Raw genomic sequence first — 17,580 nt, 5'->3', positions numbered from 1 at the left:
GCGGGTTTGAACCGCGGCAGTGGTCATCAAGGTAACAAGCCTCCATTCCCATCAGGGTACGGAGGCTTGTTTTCATGTACTATAAGCTTTTGAAAGAAGCATCATATAGACGGAACATGGTTTTGTAGCCTGACTCATCAATCTTGATTCCTACATCCAGACGACCCGATATTTCCAGCGGTCCGGAGGTATGACGGAGCTTGCTGCCTTCAGGAACAAAGACGATCATAATCTTGTTCCAGTAGGTCTCATCACCATTATCAAACGGACACTCTGCACCCGGTTCTGGAATAAGCAGAAACCAGTTCTTTTCAAAAGAAAGGACTTCGCCCATAAAGCCCTTGATCGTTACGTGGCTGCCGCTTAGATCCCAGAACTTCTCTGAGGGCCGGGTCTGATCGTCACCGTCAAAGAAACCGCTCCAGTCAATATCTGTCTTCCCTGCAGGGGCTGCTGCCGCTGTATTCACCGTATTGGCAGGCTGTACCGGGCTGGACGCCGGGGCAGCACTGGCTTTAGCTGCTGGCTCAGCACTAGGATTTCCCGTGTCCTTTGCCTTTGCCGGTTGCCCGGGTGACGGCTGCGGCTTTGTGCTCTCCACAAGAGAAGGAGATACAGAACTTGTGATAGCACCTGCAGTCTTCTTGGGATACTCCTGAGCCACGGCAGATTCAATTGCCGAAGTTGCAGAAGGCATAGATGAAGGTTGGGACGTGACACCCGCTTGAGCCTCTGCTATCTCAGATCCGGAGTCTGCATTAGTTGATTGCACTACTGGAGCATCCTTCACGGCAGGGGAAGGTGAGACCGGGGCCCGGGGAAATTGAGAAGCTGGTTGCCGGGCAGCCGCCGCTTGTGCTTCCGTTGCTGGCTCCTCCGTTCTGTCTGAAGCCTCTACTGCTGCAGCAAAAGATTGTCCGCTGCCCTCCGCTGCGTTGTTCTGTCCGCATGCCGGAAACAGCAGCAGACTTATGACGGATGCCAATATCAGGATCGGCCTTCCCTGTACTCGTATCAAGTGTGTATACCTCCTAAGATTTGAACAAGGCGAGCGGATGCATCCGGTACATCCGGAATGCCGGCCCCAGTGAGGACAGCAGACCAATGGCAATGGCGCCAAGGACGATATACCAATGTTCCGGCGTCCAATGGAAAGACTCTATTTGAATACCTGCCTGCGAGAATAGCATATCCTTCAGCAGGTAGGCTCCGAGATGACCCAGCAACAGACCGGTGATCAGTCCGGTTACCGTCACGAGCAGGCCTTCAGTCGTTAAGGTCAGCCATACATAAACCCTTGATTTTCCGAGAAGTCGTAAAATCCCCACATCCTTGGTCCGCTCAGAGGCAGCTGCAACCATGGATAATAAAATGGCAATGCCGGCGAGCAGCACGCAAATAGCCGTCAATACACCGAGCAGCCGGGAGCCCTGATCTACCGCATTCAGCACATCGGAGACGGCCTTGCTTGTATAAACCGCGTGAACCCCATTACTGCCGTCAAGCGTCTGCTTCAGATCATGGGCTCCAAGCAGGCTGGAGGGTTTGACCAGCACAGCAGTAATCTCCCTGTCTTCAGCCCCAAGTTCATGCACCGCCCAAGCGTAGTCAACAGTCGTAAACACCGCACGGTCATCCGGGGTGTGGAGTTCAGGGAGAATGCCTGCTACGGTATAGCGGAAGCTGTCGTGAGCGTGTTCTTCATCCGCCGAATGCCCGGACGGTTCCTCAGCTCCATGTTCCTCCTCATGCTCTGCTTCTGCCCCCGCGTGACCTTCGTCCTGCACAAGACCATGCGCACCCGAAAAGGTATCTCCTACTGTTAGTCCCAAAGACCGGGCAACATAAGAGCCTACTATGGTGTCACCGGTATGGGCATACATTGCACCTTCCTCCAGTCTGGTGTCTCCATAACGGGTAAAGAAATAACCCGGATCCAGCCCGACAATCGGGTAACCCTTGAAGTTATCTCCCGTTGTCATCGCAAAGGCTACATCGACAGACGGATCCTGCTTCGCTTGATCCAGAACAGCAAGCGGAATGTTCCCCGTCGGCGCACCGATATGATAAAAAGTATTGAGCACCAGCTGAGTCTCGCTGCCTGCCGCTCCTATAACAAGGTCGAATGGCCCATAGCCTTTCTTCGCCCCCTGCTCCACACTCTCGCGGGATAGTGTCAGCAGAACGATAAAGCCAACGGTGATAGCCACTGCACATACGGTAAGTAAGGACAGAAACCGCCGGTGCAGCACGTTGCGGAGGGTCAGTCTAAACAGACTCATAACGTCACCTTTTCCCGTTTCCCGAGAGGGCCCTGTTGCTTAGGCAGTGCATCCCGGTGCACTTTATTAATCTCCTGAATGTTCAGACAGCGCGGGAAGCGGTCCGCCATATTGAGATCATGTGTTACAACGATTAAGGTATGGCCGTGAGTCATACTAAGGTCCAGCAAAAGCGAGGAAATCTCATCTGCAGTCTCCCAATCCAAGCTGCCCGTAGGCTCATCAGCCAACAGCAGCGGCGGCTGATTCACTAATGCCCTTACAATCGCAACCCGCTGTTGTTGTCCGCGCGACAGCTGGGAAGGAAGATGCTTGCTGCGGTCCGCCAGGCCCACCTGTTCCAGCAAGCTGTCAACAATCTGCTTTCTCTCCTTATGCGGAAGCCGCGAGGTCATAGCAATCTCGACATTCTGCCTGGCTGTCAGCGCAGGAAGCAGATGAAAGTCCTGCAATACATAGCCGATAGCAGAAGCACGGAAAGCATCACGCTTCGACTCTGTCATATTGTGAAGCGGCTGGCCGTCCACAACAATCCCGCCGCTGTCCGCACTCATAATTCCGCTGATTAAATGCAGGAACGTGCTTTTACCGGACCCGCTGGGTCCGGTAATGGCTACGTGTTCTCCTTTTTCAACATACCACTGGGGGATATCCAGAATCGGCACAAATCTTCCGTCCACTTTGAACTGTTTTTTCAAATCCCGAATTTGGAGCAATAAGGCCACTCCTATCTCAATATAATACGTTCAGACAAAGCATCCCAAGTTAAGGTTGTGCCCTTTAGCTGGTTGAATGCACTAAGCGGCAGGTACAATACGCCATTATCAATATCTACTGTGTACGATGCTGCCTTGCCGTTCAGCTTGGCTGCCTTATCCGTCAGGTTAACATCAATCGTATTCTTCGCCAAAGTCAGCTTAGCAGCGGCTGTATCCCCTTTGTAAGTTCCTCCAAGTGCTTTGGCCAAAGCCTCTGCCGGGTAGAGCACCTCATTGTCGCGGCTGATCTTAAACTTCGGATACACATATTTGGACTGCAGTTCTGCTGAACGCTTATTCAAATCAAGCCCCAGTATACCTGCTCCTGCTGTTGCGATCTGCGTGTTGTCTACCTGACCCTTCACCTTGTCCGCAATTGGACCATAAGCCCAGACCCCAACATCCACGGCCGAGTGTCCGTGACCAGACCAGCCTACCAGCAGACGCTTGGAAATCACCGCATTATACGCACCTTCACGTTTGTAAGAGGAGCCATCGCCATTCATGATCTGGGTAACTTCCTCTTCGGAAAGATCGGTAATCCATGTATTGGCCGTTACAATACTGCGGATCTCTTCGGGTGTCTGCGCTGCTTCAAGATCTGCTGCCAGGCTTTCGGAGGAATGTTTCTGCTTGTTCCACAGATCAATGTTGATTTCGTAAATATTGTCGCGTGATAGAGATAAACCGCCTGTTTCATGGTCTGCCGTAACTACCACGGAAGTATTGCCGTTTTTCTTTGCAAACTCAATGGCAGTCTTGAATGCAGCATCAAAGTCGAGCGCTTCCTGAACAAGCGTCGGCAGATCGTTGGCATGGCCGGCATGGTCGATACGCCCGCCTTCAATCATCATGACAAATCCGTCTTTATCCGTAGACAAAATATTCAGCGCTTTAGAGGTCATCGCCGCCAGACTCGGAATTTCCGCAGTCCGGTCCGGGACATAGGCAACATGCGAGCTGCCGAACAGGCCCAGAACCTTGGTGTTTTTGGAGGTGAGCGCATTTAGGGCTGAAGTATTCTCAACCACAGTGTATCCCTTCGCCTGGAAATCAGGCAGGAGGTTCTTGTCTGTACGCTTCCCCTTCTGATCCTTAGTTACAAAAAACTGCTTGCCCCCACCCATGAGAACATCCACGCCGCTCTCCAGATACTGCGAAGCAATTGCTGACTCATTATCGCGGTTGCGTACATGGGAGGCATAGACGGCTGGTGTAGCATGAGTAATCCGTGCGGTGGTCACAAGGCCGGTGGCTTTACCGCTGCTCTCAGCTGCTTCTATAATAGAAGCAAACGGTTTAGATACGTCCTCGTTGGAGACGCTGATGCCTGCATTGTAAGTTTTATGGCCTGTAGCAAATGCAGTACCGGCAGAAGCCGAGTCTGTGACGATCCCGGACACGATTTTCCCGCCATCCTCACCGCGGTCTGCATATGTAGTTGCTTGTCCAACGTAGTAAGGATCGAGGTTCAGATGATTGACACTCTTGGTGTATTGTTGAAAATATCTGGCCGCAGAAATTTGGGCCGGACCCATGCCGTCGCCAATCAGAACGATAAGATTTTTGGACTGGGCTTTTGCAGCTCCCGCTGTACCCGTTGCACTCTGCGCTGCTCCTGCGAACGTCGCCCCCGAAACTACTGCTGCAGCCAATCCTCCAAAGACAATGCCCTTCATTAGCTTCTTCATCATATACCCCTTCCTCATTATGGTGATTCTTACCCAAGCATACCTGGGAAAGGTAATCCAATTGTCAAAACAACTAAGGAATTGTATTAAATTATCAGTTATTCATATATTGCTATAACGTTTATCCGGAATTCTTCCACACAGAAAAAAGCCCTGCAACCTTCGCTGCAAAGCGAATGATTACAGGACTCTATTGATTTAACTGGCTATTTTTGAATGTCAACTTGCCTACATCTCCAGAAGCCGGATCAGTTCATCTTCATCTTCAATGACCTGAATACCGAGTTGCTGTGCTTTGGCCAGCTTACTGCCTGCCTTCTCGCCGGCAATGACGAGATCGGTTTTCTTGGAGACACTGCCGGACACCTTGGCACCAAGCGCCTCCAGTCGTTCAGCCGCCTCTTCACGGGTCATTTTTTGCAGGGAACCGGTCAACACGACTGTTTTGCCGCTAAAGAAGGTATTGGTACTGACTACACGCGGAGCTTCCGGCGCCTTAGCCTCGACACCCAGCGCCAGCATGCGGTTAATGCTTACCACCACGAACGGGTCGGCAAAATAATTCACGATGCTCTCCGCCACAATCCCGCCGATATCCGGCAGACCAGCCAGTTCCTCCGCTGTCGCGGACATTACAGCTTCCAGACTGCGGTAGTGGTCAGCCAGCATTCTGGTGGTTGCCTTTCCGGTATTCGGAATGCCTAGGGCATACAGGAAGGAAGCCAGATCCCGCCCTTTGCTCTCTTCCAGTGCTTGGAGCAGATTATCCGCCTTCTTCTCCCCGAAACGGTCCAGCTTCACCAGCTGCTCGAAGGTCAATTCATATAGATCGGCCGGCTCACGTACACTAAGCTCTTCATGCAGCTGAGCAGCCGTCTTCTCACTGAATGTCTCAATATCCATGGCATCTCTAGACGCAAAATGCGTAATCCGGCTGACAATCTGCGGCTTGCAGTCCAGCTTGTTATTACAGAACAGATGTGCACCGCGCATCTCCAGCGGGAAGCCGCAGGCCGGACAATTCTCAGGGAAAATAATCTCCCCGCCGTCACTCTCTTCTGTCACCTTGCCCAGAATCTCCGGGATTACATCATTGGAGCGGCGGATGAACACCCGTGTGCCCAGTGCAAACTTCAGATTCTTCCGTTCAATGTCGCCCACATTGTTAAGTGTGCAATTCTGTACGGTAACACCGGCCAGCTCCACAGCCTCTACGCGCGCCAGCGGAGTTACTTTGCCTGTACGGCCTACGTTCCAGCTGACCGACTCCAGAATCGTCGTGGTTTCTTCCGCTTCGAATTTATAGGCGACCGCCCAGCGCGGGAACTTATCCGTGTAGCCCAGCGCTTCGCGGATCCGGAAATCAGTCACCTTGATGACTGCCCCGTCAATCAGATAATCGAGGCCGGAACGGCTCTCTTCGATCTCCGCCAGCTGCTCGGTAACGTCATCGAAATTACTGAAGTAATTGAGATACGGGTTGACCTTGAACCGGTTGCTGCGCAGGAAATCCATCATCTCCTGATGATCGGCAAACTGCACGCCCTCCGAGTACCCCACATTATAAAAGAAGGCATTCAGTCTGCGGTCTGCAGTCATCTTCGGATTCAGGTTGCGCAGTGCACCGGCTGCACCGTTGCGCGCATTCTTGAGCGGCTCCGAAGCGCGTGTATTATAATCTGCCAGTACAGACAGGTTCATGATCCCCTCGCCCTGCACTTCGATCAAACCTTCCTTGAACGGGATGTTCAAAGGAACGGATTTGATCGTCTTCACCTGAGCAAGGATACCTTCGCCTGTTACGCCGTTGCCCCGTGTTGCCGCCTGGACAAGTACGCCGTCACGGTAGGTCAGGTTCAGCGTTAAGCCGTCAAACTTCAGCTCCACCGCATAACACGGGTCAGGCAGAGGATTCTCCGGATTCTTGGTGTTGTAGTCATTCACCAGCTTCAGCACACGGGCGTTCCAGGTCCGCAGCTGTTCAATATTCTGCGCCTTGTCGAGACTCCACAGTGGTGCCAGATGGCGGTGTGGCGTGAAGCCCTTCAGCAGTTCCCCGCCCACCCGCTGGGTTGGAGAATGCGGCAGTACAATTCCGCTCTCCGCTTCCAGCGCCACCAGCTTGTCATAGAGCGCATCATATTCCTTGTCGCTGATCTGCGGCGCATCCATTGTATAGTAATGATAGTTATATTGATTCAGCTCGGCTACGAGCTCTTCCATCGTGAACATAATATCCATCCGGCACATCCCTCCGTCAAATAGGTTTCCTACGGTTAGCGTGATCCAAAAACACAATCGTTAATCGCAGCTTGCTTTATTCAACTTTGGTGATCGGTGCAAAGCCGGCCAGCAGCCGCTTCACGCCCACCGGCGCCGGGAAGGCAATCTGCAGCTCCGTATCGTTGCCGCTGCCCTTCACGGCCACAACGGTGCCTATGCCCCATTTGCCGTGGGAGACCTTGTCGCCCGCCTTGAAGCCTGCGGACGCTGCGGCCCCTGCTCCCGGAGCGTTCTGCGCGCCTCCGGTCGTCACTACGACACGGCCCGCGCCCGGCACCGCGCTCGCCGAGCTGCCGCTGCCGAAGCTGGCGGCCCCGCCGCCTGCCGGCGCATTCCCGGCAGCAGCGGTGCGGCTGCCGAAGTTCCCGCGGCTGCCTCCGCCTCCACCGAAGCCGCGGCCGCCGTAAGCACCGCCAACCTCCGCGCCTCCGCGCCGGAAGCGGTCCGATTCCCGCGCGGTGTCTTCCTTCAGCTCCTCCGGAATCTCCTCCAGGAAGCGGGACGGCGCATTCGCGGTCGTCCGCCCGAACAGCGTGCGCATCCGTGCACAGCTGAGGAACAGCTGCTTCTCCGCACGGGTAATGCCCACATACGCCAGCCGGCGTTCCTCTTCCAGTTCGTCATTGTCCTGGAAGGCACGGCTGTGCGGGAACACTCCCTCTTCCATCCCGATGATGAAGACGGTCGGGAACTCCAGCCCCTTCGCGCTGTGCATTGTCATCAGCACGACAGCATCGCTGCGCTCTTCTTCGTCATTCACGCTGTCTATGTCAGCGATCAGCGCCAGATCCGTCAGGAAGGAGACCAGCGACTTATCCTCGTTGTTCTTCTCGAATTCCATCGTTACGGACAGGAATTCATCGATATTTTCCAGCCGGGAACGGGATTCAAGAGTATTCTCATTCTGCAGCTCCAGTCGGTACTGGGACAGTTCAAGAATCTTCTCTGTCAGCTCAGTCACCGAGAGGAATTCCACCATGCGGTGCAGGGCTTCGATCATATCATAGAACTCCACCAGCGTATTACGCGTCCGGCCGGCAAAGCCCAAATCATCCACCGTCTGCAGCGCACGGAAGATCGATACACCCTGGGAAGCCGCTGCTGCCGCCAATTTACCGACAGTCGTATCCCCGAGGCCACGCTTGGGAACATTGATAATCCGCGTCAGGCTGATATCATCATCAGGATTGGAGAGCAGGCGCAGATACGCCAGCAGATCCTTGATTTCTTTGCGGTCGTAGAACTTGATCCCGCCGACAATCTGGTACGGGATATCCGATTTGATCAGAATTTCTTCTATTACACGGGACTGGGCGTTCGTACGGTACAGAATCGCATGGTTCTGGTACGCCTGGCCCTGCTTCACATTCTTGCTGATCTCTCCGGTGACGAAGTATCCTTCATCATGCTCGGAGTCACCGCGAAACACCTTGATCTTCGCGCCTTCATCCGAATCGGTCCACAGCTTCTTCGGCTTGCGTCCGGTATTGAGTGCGATAACACCATTGGCTGCGTTCAGAATATTGGAGGTTGAACGGTAATTCTGCTCCAGCAGGATGGTTTTGGCTTCCGGATAGTCTTCTTCGAAGTTAAGGATGTTCGAAATATCCGCCCCGCGCCAGCGGTAGATCGACTGGTCACTGTCCCCGACTACGCAGATCCGGTGATGGCCCTCGGCCAGCATCTTGCAGAGCATATACTGCGCCCGGTTCGTATCCTGATACTCATCGACATGAATATATTTGAACTTCTTCTGGTAGAAATCCAATACCTCAGGAACTTCCTTGAACAATTGGATCGTCTTCATGATGAGGTCATCAAAATCCAGCGAGTTATTGCTTCTCAGCCGTTGCTGGTACTTGGTATACACTTTGGCCACAAGGCCTTCGAAATAATCGCCGATCTTCTGCTCATACTGCGCCGGTGTAATCAGCTCATTCTTGTTCGTACTGATCACAGCCTGAATGGCCTTCGGCTCGAATTTCTTGGTATCAATGTCCAGATCCTTCATACAATTGCGGATAACGGATAACTGGTCCGTCGAATCCAGAATGGAGAAGTTCGAAGTGAAGCCGATTCGCTCAATATCCTTCCGCAGGATCCGCACACACATCGAGTGGAAGGTGGATACCCAAATATCCCGGCCCTCCGTCCCTACCAGCTTGGAGACACGATCCTGCATCTCCCGGGCGGCCTTGTTCGTAAAAGTAATCGCCAGAATCGCCCAAGGCGGTGCCTTGCGGTTCGCAATCAGCCAGGCGATCCGGTGGGTAAGCACGCGGGTCTTACCGCTGCCCGCTCCGGCCATGATCAATAAAGGCCCTTCGGTAGCTTCTACAGCCTGACGCTGCGGGGGGTTCAGCCGGCTTACGGCGTCTTGTATGTTAACAAGTTGCATGTGTGACATGCTCCTTTCTGAATATAAGCTTGAAATTTATAAGTTCTCCCGGTCCAGCTGCTGCGTATTTCTCACTGCCTGAACGGTCAGCAGCGCCTGCTCCACATCATAGTAAATAATATTGCCGACCACTACTGTATCACATAGAGCAGCTGCCTGCATGGCTTCTTCCTCACCTGTAATACCGCCTCCATAAAAAAGCTGGCTGTGCTCGACCATTGCCCTGACCTCACGCACAGTCTCCATATCTCCGAACCTTCCGCTGTACTCCAGATAAACCACCGGCAGATTCATCAGCTTGTCCGCAATCTGTGCATAAGCCGCTGCCCCGTCTGCGCTAAGCGAGTGGTCTGCTCCTGTAAGCCGCGCTACGGATGAATCGCCATTGAGCACAATATAGCCCTCAGTCAGCAGCAATTCCCATGGAATCAGACTGCCGAAACGTTCAATTGCCCGGCGGTGATGGCCAAGAATCCATGAGGTATCGGCAGTGTTGAGCACCATGGGAATCATATACAGATCGAATCCGGGCACAGCGGCTTCGAGATCCGACACCTCCAGCGCACAAGGCAAATCATACTGCCGGATTCTCGAGAGAAGACTCACCGTATTCTCATAAGTCACGCCAGTGGAGCCGCCTACCAGTATCGCATCGGTTCCCGAGAGACAGACAGCAGCGAGTTCCTCGTCACCAAGCTCACGGTCCGGGTCCAGCTTGAACACATGCCGCCACGGCTTGATCATTTGCCGCATTCCATTCATTATCGTCCATCCTCAATGTTCATCTAAGTGAATACTCTATTTCCCAGTATTTCAAAACAACAAATATACTCCTGCACACGCAAAAGCCGTATCTCTAGTCTAAGTCAGCACGAAGGCGGGTGTCAATTTAAAGCGAACAAAAATGCGAACATTTTTTCGTGTTTTTAGAGTATAAGCTTTTGATGTATAGAAGCCGGCACGTTCAACTACTAGCGGACACCCTTGATCCGGCTTAAGTCGTCCTCAGAGACAAAATCGGTATAGAATCCGTCGACTCCCATCCGGGACAGCTCCGAAATTTCTTTCTCGTCATTCACCGTATGCACATAGACTCTTGCCCCGGCATTCTTCAGCTTCCTTACGAAGCTTTTGGTAGCTCTTACCGTCGGCATTGTGATGTCCACTCCGGTTTGACTGGCGAAATCAATGACCACCTCATCACTGTCTTGCGTCTGATACAGCGTAAAGATCACTTCAGGAAAAGCGTACACCCGGTTCACCACATCCAGCATATCCCGGCTGTAAATCTGCGGAACAATCCGCTGCAGCAGGGCAGGGTCCTTCTTCTCTGCCGCTTCCACAATAAGCTGAAATTGTTTCGTTACCCGCTCCGGTTCCAGCTCTTTCGTGTCCGTTACAATGTAGGCATCCGGATAGATCACCATCAAGTCCATGATCTTCTCAATATCCAGCGGGGAGTAGAGTTCTAGAACCGGGCTGCTCATGACATCCTCATAGTTCAGCACAGCCCCTTGCTTCGCCGCGGGAAGAACATTCTGCTGGCCCAGCAGTTTGCTCATATTGGCAGTCCATTCATGCCGGGCCACCAGCTTATCATCACTAGTCAGCAGCAGATCCGCCTCAAAAACCCGGGTTCCCTGCTCATAGTTAGCGATAAAAGCATCCAGTGTATTCGTATACGTATAGTTATGAATCCCTCCCATAGCGTGAGCTACAATTCTATGGGCTGCAAAGCCGGTAGCGGGCTGTTTCTCTTTTTCCCCAAGTGTGAGTACAAGCAGGAGTGCAATAGCTCCGATCATAATGACGGAGGCGATAATCTTTTTTCTATCCATGATGGCAGGTTCCTTTGCAAGTGTTAGAGTAGTTGGCCTGAAAACAAGAAGAAACGGCTGTGTCTTCCTCCGGGGAGGGTCGGCAACCGTTTCTATGGAATAATATAGTATGAGACCGGTCCATTAATAAGCGTTCTTGAAGCCGTTGCGGATGGTTTTGGCGATGATCCGGATGTCGAACAATAGTGACCAGTTCTCGATATAGAAAATGTCATGTTTGATCCGGTCCTCAATCGACGTGTCCCCGCGCAGACCGTTACTCTGAGCCCAGCCGGTAATCCCCGGACGCACATGGTGCTTCACCATATACTTCGGAATCTCACCGCGGAACTGCTCTACAAAGTACGGGCGCTCCGGACGAGGACCGACCACACTCATCTGGCCAAACAGCACATTGAAAAATTGCGGCAGCTCATCCAGACTGGTCCGGCGGATAAATGTCCCAAAACGTGTGCGGCGCGGATCTTCACGCGTACTCCATCCCGTATCCACTTCACCGTCTGTCTGCATCTTCATCGAACGGAACTTGTACATCATGAAGTTACGGCGGTTAAGTCCTACACGCTCCTGCTTGAAAATAATAGGTCCGGGCGAGGTTAGGCGCACACCCAGCGCTACAATCAGCATTACAGGAGACAACATAATAATGGCGAACAGGGAAAATACCAGATCAAACGCCCGCTTCGCCATTTTGTTCCCGGCCATATCCAGCGGAATGTCGCGTACGTTAATCATCGGCATCCCCGCGAAGTTATCGAAGTAAGGACGGGCCGGCAGGTAGTCGAAGAAATCAGGGATAATCAGCGTCCGTACACCCGCCTTCTCGCAGGTAGCGATAATGGTCGGATATTTCGAATGGGCATCCAGCGGAAGCGCCAGAATCACCTCATCGACCGGCAGCATCTCCAGCATGCCTTCCAACTGATCCACGGTGCCGAGAATCGGCTTATACCGTTGTTCCTCAAGACCATCCCATTCATGAAAATCATCCAGGAAGCCTATAGCCTCATAACCCAATTCAGGATACTGCTCCAGATTGTTATAGAATCTTTTGCCCAGCGTACCTGCACCGAGAATCAGTACAAACTGGCGGTTGAACCCTTTTTCACGCAGCGATTTCAGCATCTTCTTCAGCACATAACGGTACAGCATAATGGAAAGAATATTGAAGCCCATATATATAGCGAGATATTGACGGGAGACGTCAATCTCCTTCAGGAAGAACATCAGGCCGAGCAGAATGAAGATACCCATGGCGTGAACCTGAAAGATTTTGATGAATTCGTCAATGAACCGTTTCTTGCGCTTCGGCAAATACAATTGAAGCACAATTCCGATCAGAATAGCGATGGCTCCGTAGATAATACTCCAGTAAGCATAAGACTCTACAGGAAGAGTCCTGTAGGATTCCAGCAAACCGCTTTTGAACTTCAGCCACCAGGCAGCCAGAAAGGCCACTTGAATGACCAGGAAATCGGCAACCATATATAACTGTGTTAGAAACTTTTGATTACGGCGGATCATAATCTCACCTCAGCATTCGATTCATTGCGTAAACCGGCTTCCCCGGGGACAGTCAGACTCTGTGCTGGTGTTGGAACCTTGCGTGGAGCAATCAGCGCATTGCGCAGCAGCGAAAGCGTGAACTTGACGCCGACTCCCGCATATACCGCTCCGTTTATCATACTGTTGTACCGCCTGCTATAATGCTTCTTATGGAATAAAATCATCGCCCGGTGAAATTCGTACACGATCTTAAACGGTCTGCGGCGCGCACTGCCACCTTTGAGATGCACGATCGATGTCTGCGGATAGTAATAAATCCCCCAGCCGGCCGCTTTGATCCGGTAACACCAGTCCAGATCCTCTCCATACATAAAGAACGTCTCATCCAGTCCGCCCACCTGCTCGATGGTCTCCCGCCGCAGCAGCATGAACGCTCCCACCAGACAATCTACCGGGTAGGAGTCATCGGGGTCCAGATAACCCAGCTGATAGCCGTTGAACCTTGGACGGTCCGGAAACAGCTTACTGAAGCCAAAAGCATAATAGAAGGAAGCGGATGGTGTCGGGAATCCTCTTTTACAGGCCTTATCCAGCGAACCATCCGGCAGTATCACCTTACAGCCAGAAGCCCCCAGATCCGGACGGCTGTCCATAAAAGCAACCATCGTCTCCAGCGTATCCTTACGGACCACTGTATCTGAGTTCAGCAATAATACATATCGCCCTGAGGCAGCTTCCATCCCCTGATTATTACCCTTGGCAAACCCTACATTCTCCGAATTGGCAATCAGCAGCACATCCGGGAATTCCTTGCTTATCGTCTCTACCGAGTGATCATGGGAGTTATTATCTATTAAAATAATTTCATAGGAGTAGCGGGTCTCGGAGTCATATACCGACCTCAGACAGTCCATCGTCAGGCGGCATGTGTTGTAATTAAGAATGATTATACTAACATCTACATTCACTGCTGTACTCTCCTGACAAATATATTGACACTCCCACAATGAACTCAATGGGATTCTTAAGTGATTAAACCGAAGTGTATTTCTACTATCGGAGTTTGACCTTAAGTTGAGGCTATGCCGTTAGCCCTCCTAAGACAGTGCGTATAGCATCTTAGGCTGATTGGCTATTACCACCAATCACAGGTGCGTGAATAATATTTATCGCACCGACTTTATCACGATGTGTATGAAAACCACATACACATGAATATTTTCTATCACTCGCTTTATTTAGCGCAGAGCAAGATGGACATTTTTGGGATGTATACGCAGGATCTACATATTCCACTTTTATACCTGCCATGTTTGCTTTGTATTCAATGAATTGTGCTAAGCGATAGAATGACCATGTGTGCAAGTTCTTTTCGTTTTTACGACTTGTTCTTGTCGTTTTTCTAATGTTCGTTAGCTTCTCTAAGTGAATGATAGACACTTGATTCTCAATGGCAAATTTGATAATTTGTCTACTTACTTTGTGGTCCTTATCTTTCATCCATCTTTGTTCTTTATTATCAAGCCTACGAATCGCACGTAGCTTTTTCTTCTTTCCTAATACTTTTCGTTCACTACGAAATTTGCGTTTCCTATATTTGTTCTCTCTACCATTTCCCAAAAATCTCGTCTTCCCTTCGCCAGTAACTGCCACGGCAGGGACTTTTAATCCTAGATCAATACCCATTACATGTTCACCTGTTGTTAACTCTGTGGGAACTTCAAGTGAAACCTGCGCAAACCATTTTCCTGATTTCTCAACGATTCGCATCAGACCACATTTTGCGTTTTGGAGAAATTGCTTATCTCTTTCCGTTATAAGCGCAGGAAATATCGTCTTCTTCACTTTGTTGTTTACGATTATAGGAAAGGCAATGGAGGAATCACCAATGGAATAGTTTTGATTGTTGATATAGTAGGTTGGTTTCTTTAATATTGGACGCTTCCTATCCTTCCTGACTTTCTTAAATATGCTTTTAGCATCACGAATCGCTTGATTAAGTACAGCGGAAGGAAGTTTAGCTTCTACATGTTTTGTTGTGAGCTTAGGGAAAGAAATTTCTTGTTCTGCTTGTTCTGTTAATAAATTAATAACTCGAATATATTCTCTACTTAAGGATTTTAATTCGATGGAGTTACTTGGAAAGAATCTTATCTTTATGGTGACAGACTGCATAAGTTTTCACCCCCTTATCTTTTGATGTTCAACATATCTTTTAATCGTTTCACTAGACACATTTCCTGTGGCACTCACAAAGTATGAACGTGTCCAAAGCGAGGGCAAATGAGCTAAATGTTAATTGAGACATAAACATCAATAAATGTTGGAGCACTGACACACCTGATCCAATTCCGCTATCATCCCATATCTCAAGGAATGGGCTTTCTCACTTAAAAAAGCTTGTAATCTATCGACAATTATAACACAAAAACCTCACTGATAGGCTGAGCCTATTCAGGGAGGTTTTTACAAAGCTGAGTATAATTCATAATAGTTCGTTGCCTCATTTCCCCTGGCGCTTAGCCTTCTCCTGAATATAGCGGCGCTTACGTTTCAGGTTAGCTCTCTGTGCCAAGAAAGATGACCAGGCTCCCATTAACTTAGGTTCTTTCAATAGTGAGTACCCATGTGCTGCGATCTCGTAAGGCAGAGAATAGAGGAGGGTGAGCAACAGCCTGCGGGAAGACTCGTTCTTATAGATCATTTTATAACGATTGATATATGAGATCCGCTTGATGAACATCGCCTTGCCGCTCCGTCCTGATGTTTTCCAGCCCCGTTCGTGGTAGCCTATAGCTTCCGCATCATAGTAGGCCTGCCACCCAAACAACCCGGCGCGCCAGGCTACATCCACATCTTCCTTATAGGCAAAAAAGTCCGCATCAAAAAACTCGCCTTCGACGCTAGTATCCTCAATCATCCGCCGGGAGTACATCGCTGCTGCACCGGATACGCCGAATACAACACCGGACTCGTTCCACAGGCCCGCAGACTCTCCTGCTCCCCGGTCAAACGCCCGGCGGGCTTTATTCATCCGTAGCCCCGTGCTGTCAACAAGCGAATGATCCGCCCTCAGCAACAGTTTGCCTGTGGCACTGCCGATCTGAGGATTGACTTCAAAACGGGCGACTAGTCTGGATATATAGTCCGGAGCCAACGTGAGATCGGGATTCAGTACCAGTACATAGTCTGTATTTGTACCGGCGATAGCCTGATTGTGCGCGGGGGCAAAGCCGGTGTTGTGTTCATTTTCAAGAAGGACAAGCGACGGCGTCCGGATAGTGCTTCCTGCAGAGCTGGGTGCCTGAGAGTCTGCTGAGACTACTTTAGCTGAGTTAGAATGCAGCTGGTGATAGAACGCTCTGACTTTATCCGCCGAACCATCCGTTGAAGCGTTGTCCACTATGACAATTTTTTTGACCGGATAATCCTGAGCCAGCACAGCCGACAAGCATTCAATGATGTCATCTGCGCTGTTATAGGTAACGATATGTACACTGACTGTTTTAGGGTTCATGAGTGACCTCGAATTCCTGGTTCTTTATTGGGAAATCTATATCTATTATAGCGAAAAGAAGGTTGACAGGCTATGTTAAGCACAGTAAAAGGTAATGTTAGTTACATAGTTATTGTGGTTCAACCCTATTGCTATATTGTCACAGACAGCAAAAAACTCCTTACCGCATAAGCGATCAGGAGTTTCATTAGTTGCTATATAAGACTCACTTTTAATTTGAACTTGAAGCTTAGTCGTCACTGCGGTGAACATTTGGACTTCCGGCCGCTGTTGTCCCATATTTCTTGATCCGCTATTCGCGGTAGAAATCCGGTGACAAAGGCGGTCGCTACCGCTCCTACAGTTCCAAATTTGTCCTCCGCTTCTTTCGCTTTTTGTTTATTTTTTAATGCGTCTTATATAGTTAGTTATTTATTTCTGCAAATCCCGCGCCAGTGGTTACTTAAGCTCCAGCAAAAAGTCTCTCAAACCTTCCCGCCATGGGCGGATGTCCTGGAACCCGTTGGTACGGATGGCCAGATGCTCCATCACCGAGTTACGCGGGCGCGGCGCTGGTCGTGGAAACTGTTCGGTAGCACACGGCTCAAGCTTCGCTGTGAATTTCAGCCCCAGGATATCCTCTGCTTCCGCAAAGATTGCCTGGGTGAATTCATACCAGGTGCAAGAATCAGTGTTCGAGGCATGGTACACTCCATACTTTTCAGTCTGGATAAGCTCAAGCAAGAATCTTGCCAAGTCCACCGTATAGGTAGGTGAGCCCTTCTGGTCATCTACAACCTGCAGCAACGGCTTTTCCTGCCCCAGCTTCAGCATGGTTTTCACAAAGTTATTGCCGTATTTGCCATAGACCCAAGAGGTACGTACGATAAAGAATTTAGACGATAAAGACTGGACCAGGATCTCTCCAGCCCGTTTAGACTTACCGTAGATACTCTTAGGGTCTGTATTATCATATTCATGGTAAGGCTGAACCCCCATGCCATCGAACACATAATCCGTGCTGATATAGACCAGCTTAGCACCAGCCTTCTCTGCAGCAAGAGCCACATTCCGGCTTCCTGTAGCATTAATCAGGTACGCTGCATCAACATCAGTCTCTGCCACATCAACCGCAGTATGGGCTGCACAATGAATAACAGCATCAGGAGCGAAAGCGCCGATGACCTCCTGGCACTGGTCCATATCAGTAATATCCATCTCCTGACGGTCACAGCCCAGAACCTCATAATCCTGACCTTGAAGCAAGAGCATAAGATCTTGCCCCAGTTGTCCGCCTGAACCTGTAACGAACACTTTCATCTTCGCCA

At 50.6% G+C, this 17,580-nt stretch carries 13 protein-coding genes and 1 pseudogene; all 14 read right to left on the bottom strand.

The genetic code is table 11. The annotated features are described in order from the left end of the window. Positions 1-79: 79 nt before the first annotated feature. The 14 genes and pseudogenes from NSQ73_RS00955 to rfbD all read right to left on the bottom strand — a co-directional run bounded on the left by NSQ73_RS00955 (position 80) and on the right by rfbD (position 17,572). Positions 80-1,018 carry a hypothetical protein gene (locus NSQ73_RS00955; protein WP_340985147.1) on the bottom strand — a complete coding sequence of 313 codons (939 nt, stop codon included), beginning with the start codon at positions 1,016-1,018 and terminating at the stop codon, positions 80-82. 13 nt (positions 1,019-1,031) lie between these two features. Next, positions 1,032-2,282 (bottom strand): ABC transporter permease, encoded by a 1,251-nt coding sequence (locus NSQ73_RS00950; RefSeq protein ID WP_340985146.1) that lies wholly within the window; start codon positions 2,280-2,282, stop codon positions 1,032-1,034. Further along, positions 2,279-3,007 (bottom strand): ABC transporter ATP-binding protein, encoded by a 729-nt coding sequence (locus NSQ73_RS00945; RefSeq protein ID WP_340985145.1) that lies wholly within the window; start codon positions 3,005-3,007, stop codon positions 2,279-2,281. Before NSQ73_RS00945 ends, NSQ73_RS00950 begins: the two co-directional genes overlap by 4 nt. Before the next feature lie 2 nt (positions 3,008-3,009). After that, positions 3,010-4,731, bottom strand: coding sequence for an alkaline phosphatase (locus NSQ73_RS00940; protein ID WP_445669649.1), 1,722 nt, complete (start codon positions 4,729-4,731; stop codon positions 3,010-3,012). A 228-nt stretch (positions 4,732-4,959) separates the two neighbouring features. Beyond that, positions 4,960-6,972, bottom strand: a complete 2,013-nt coding sequence (ligA, locus tag NSQ73_RS00935) for an NAD-dependent DNA ligase LigA (protein WP_340985143.1) — start codon at positions 6,970-6,972, stop codon at positions 4,960-4,962. Positions 6,973-7,048: 76 nt separating this feature from the next. Next, positions 7,049-9,412: a DNA helicase PcrA gene (gene pcrA, locus NSQ73_RS00930; protein ID WP_340985142.1), complete on the bottom strand. Its 2,364-nt coding sequence runs from the start codon at positions 9,410-9,412 to the stop codon at positions 7,049-7,051. A 36-nt stretch (positions 9,413-9,448) separates the two neighbouring features. Further along, positions 9,449-10,165 carry a heptaprenylglyceryl phosphate synthase gene (locus tag NSQ73_RS00925; RefSeq protein ID WP_340989169.1) on the bottom strand — a complete coding sequence of 239 codons (717 nt, stop codon included), beginning with the start codon at positions 10,163-10,165 and terminating at the stop codon, positions 9,449-9,451. 218 nt (positions 10,166-10,383) lie between these two features. After that, positions 10,384-11,250 (bottom strand): phosphatidylinositol-specific phospholipase C/glycerophosphodiester phosphodiesterase family protein, encoded by an 867-nt coding sequence (locus NSQ73_RS00920; RefSeq protein WP_340985141.1) that lies wholly within the window; start codon positions 11,248-11,250, stop codon positions 10,384-10,386. A 123-nt stretch (positions 11,251-11,373) separates the two neighbouring features. Continuing rightward, positions 11,374-12,774, bottom strand: a complete 1,401-nt coding sequence (locus NSQ73_RS00915; protein ID WP_039307143.1) for an undecaprenyl-phosphate glucose phosphotransferase — start codon at positions 12,772-12,774, stop codon at positions 11,374-11,376. Then, the gene (locus tag NSQ73_RS00910; RefSeq protein ID WP_047014025.1) at positions 12,771-13,670 is read right to left on the bottom strand and encodes a glycosyltransferase family 2 protein; all 900 of its coding nucleotides are present in this window, start codon (positions 13,668-13,670) and stop codon (positions 12,771-12,773) included. The genes NSQ73_RS00915 and NSQ73_RS00910 overlap by 4 nt, the downstream gene beginning before the upstream one ends. A 205-nt stretch (positions 13,671-13,875) precedes the next feature. Beyond that, positions 13,876-14,931, bottom strand: a complete 1,056-nt coding sequence (locus NSQ73_RS00905; RefSeq protein WP_340985140.1) for an RNA-guided endonuclease InsQ/TnpB family protein — start codon at positions 14,929-14,931, stop codon at positions 13,876-13,878. A 6-nt stretch (positions 14,932-14,937) separates the two neighbouring features. After that, positions 14,938-15,048, bottom strand: a pseudogene (locus NSQ73_RS00900) (transposase); the annotation flags it as partial. Positions 15,049-15,259: 211 nt separating this feature from the next. Then, positions 15,260-16,273 (bottom strand): glycosyltransferase family 2 protein, encoded by a 1,014-nt coding sequence (locus NSQ73_RS00895; protein WP_340985139.1) that lies wholly within the window; start codon positions 16,271-16,273, stop codon positions 15,260-15,262. 438 nt (positions 16,274-16,711) lie between these two features. Next, complete coding sequence (rfbD, locus tag NSQ73_RS00890; protein ID WP_340989167.1) at positions 16,712-17,572, bottom strand: dTDP-4-dehydrorhamnose reductase; 861 nt, start codon at positions 17,570-17,572, stop codon at positions 16,712-16,714. Positions 17,573-17,580: the final 8 nt, after the last annotated feature.

Origin of the sequence: Paenibacillus sp. FSL R10-2736, from assembly GCF_038000245.1 — a bacterium.
GTDB lineage: Bacteria > Bacillota > Bacilli > Paenibacillales > Paenibacillaceae > Paenibacillus_AQ > Paenibacillus_AQ phytohabitans.
This window is presented reverse-complemented; position numbering and strand designations above follow the sequence as displayed.

What these genes read in the sequence shown, in the direction of transcription:
- NSQ73_RS00950 (WP_340985146.1), bottom strand. Translation starts at nt 2,282, where the DNA reads ATGAGTCTGTTTAGACTGACCCTCCGCAACGTGCTGCACCGGCGGTTT.
- NSQ73_RS00940 (WP_445669649.1), bottom strand. Translation starts at nt 4,731, where the DNA reads ATGAAGAAGCTAATGAAGGGCATTGTCTTTGGAGGATTGGCTGCAGCA.
- ligA (WP_340985143.1), bottom strand. Translation starts at nt 6,972, where the DNA reads ATGGATATTATGTTCACGATGGAAGAGCTCGTAGCCGAGCTGAATCAA.
- pcrA (WP_340985142.1), bottom strand. Translation starts at nt 9,412, where the DNA reads ATGCAACTTGTTAACATACAAGACGCCGTAAGCCGGCTGAACCCCCCG.
- NSQ73_RS00925 (WP_340989169.1), bottom strand. Translation starts at nt 10,165, where the DNA reads ATGCGGCAAATGATCAAGCCGTGGCGGCATGTGTTCAAGCTGGACCCG.
- NSQ73_RS00920 (WP_340985141.1), bottom strand. Translation starts at nt 11,250, where the DNA reads ATGGATAGAAAAAAGATTATCGCCTCCGTCATTATGATCGGAGCTATT.
- NSQ73_RS00915 (WP_039307143.1), bottom strand. Translation starts at nt 12,774, where the DNA reads ATGATCCGCCGTAATCAAAAGTTTCTAACACAGTTATATATGGTTGCC.
- NSQ73_RS00910 (WP_047014025.1), bottom strand. Translation starts at nt 13,670, where the DNA reads ATGGACTGTCTGAGGTCGGTATATGACTCCGAGACCCGCTACTCCTAT.
- NSQ73_RS00905 (WP_340985140.1), bottom strand. Translation starts at nt 14,931, where the DNA reads ATGCAGTCTGTCACCATAAAGATAAGATTCTTTCCAAGTAACTCCATC.
- NSQ73_RS00895 (WP_340985139.1), bottom strand. Translation starts at nt 16,273, where the DNA reads ATGAACCCTAAAACAGTCAGTGTACATATCGTTACCTATAACAGCGCA.
- rfbD (WP_340989167.1), bottom strand. Translation starts at nt 17,572, where the DNA reads ATGAAAGTGTTCGTTACAGGTTCAGGCGGACAACTGGGGCAAGATCTT.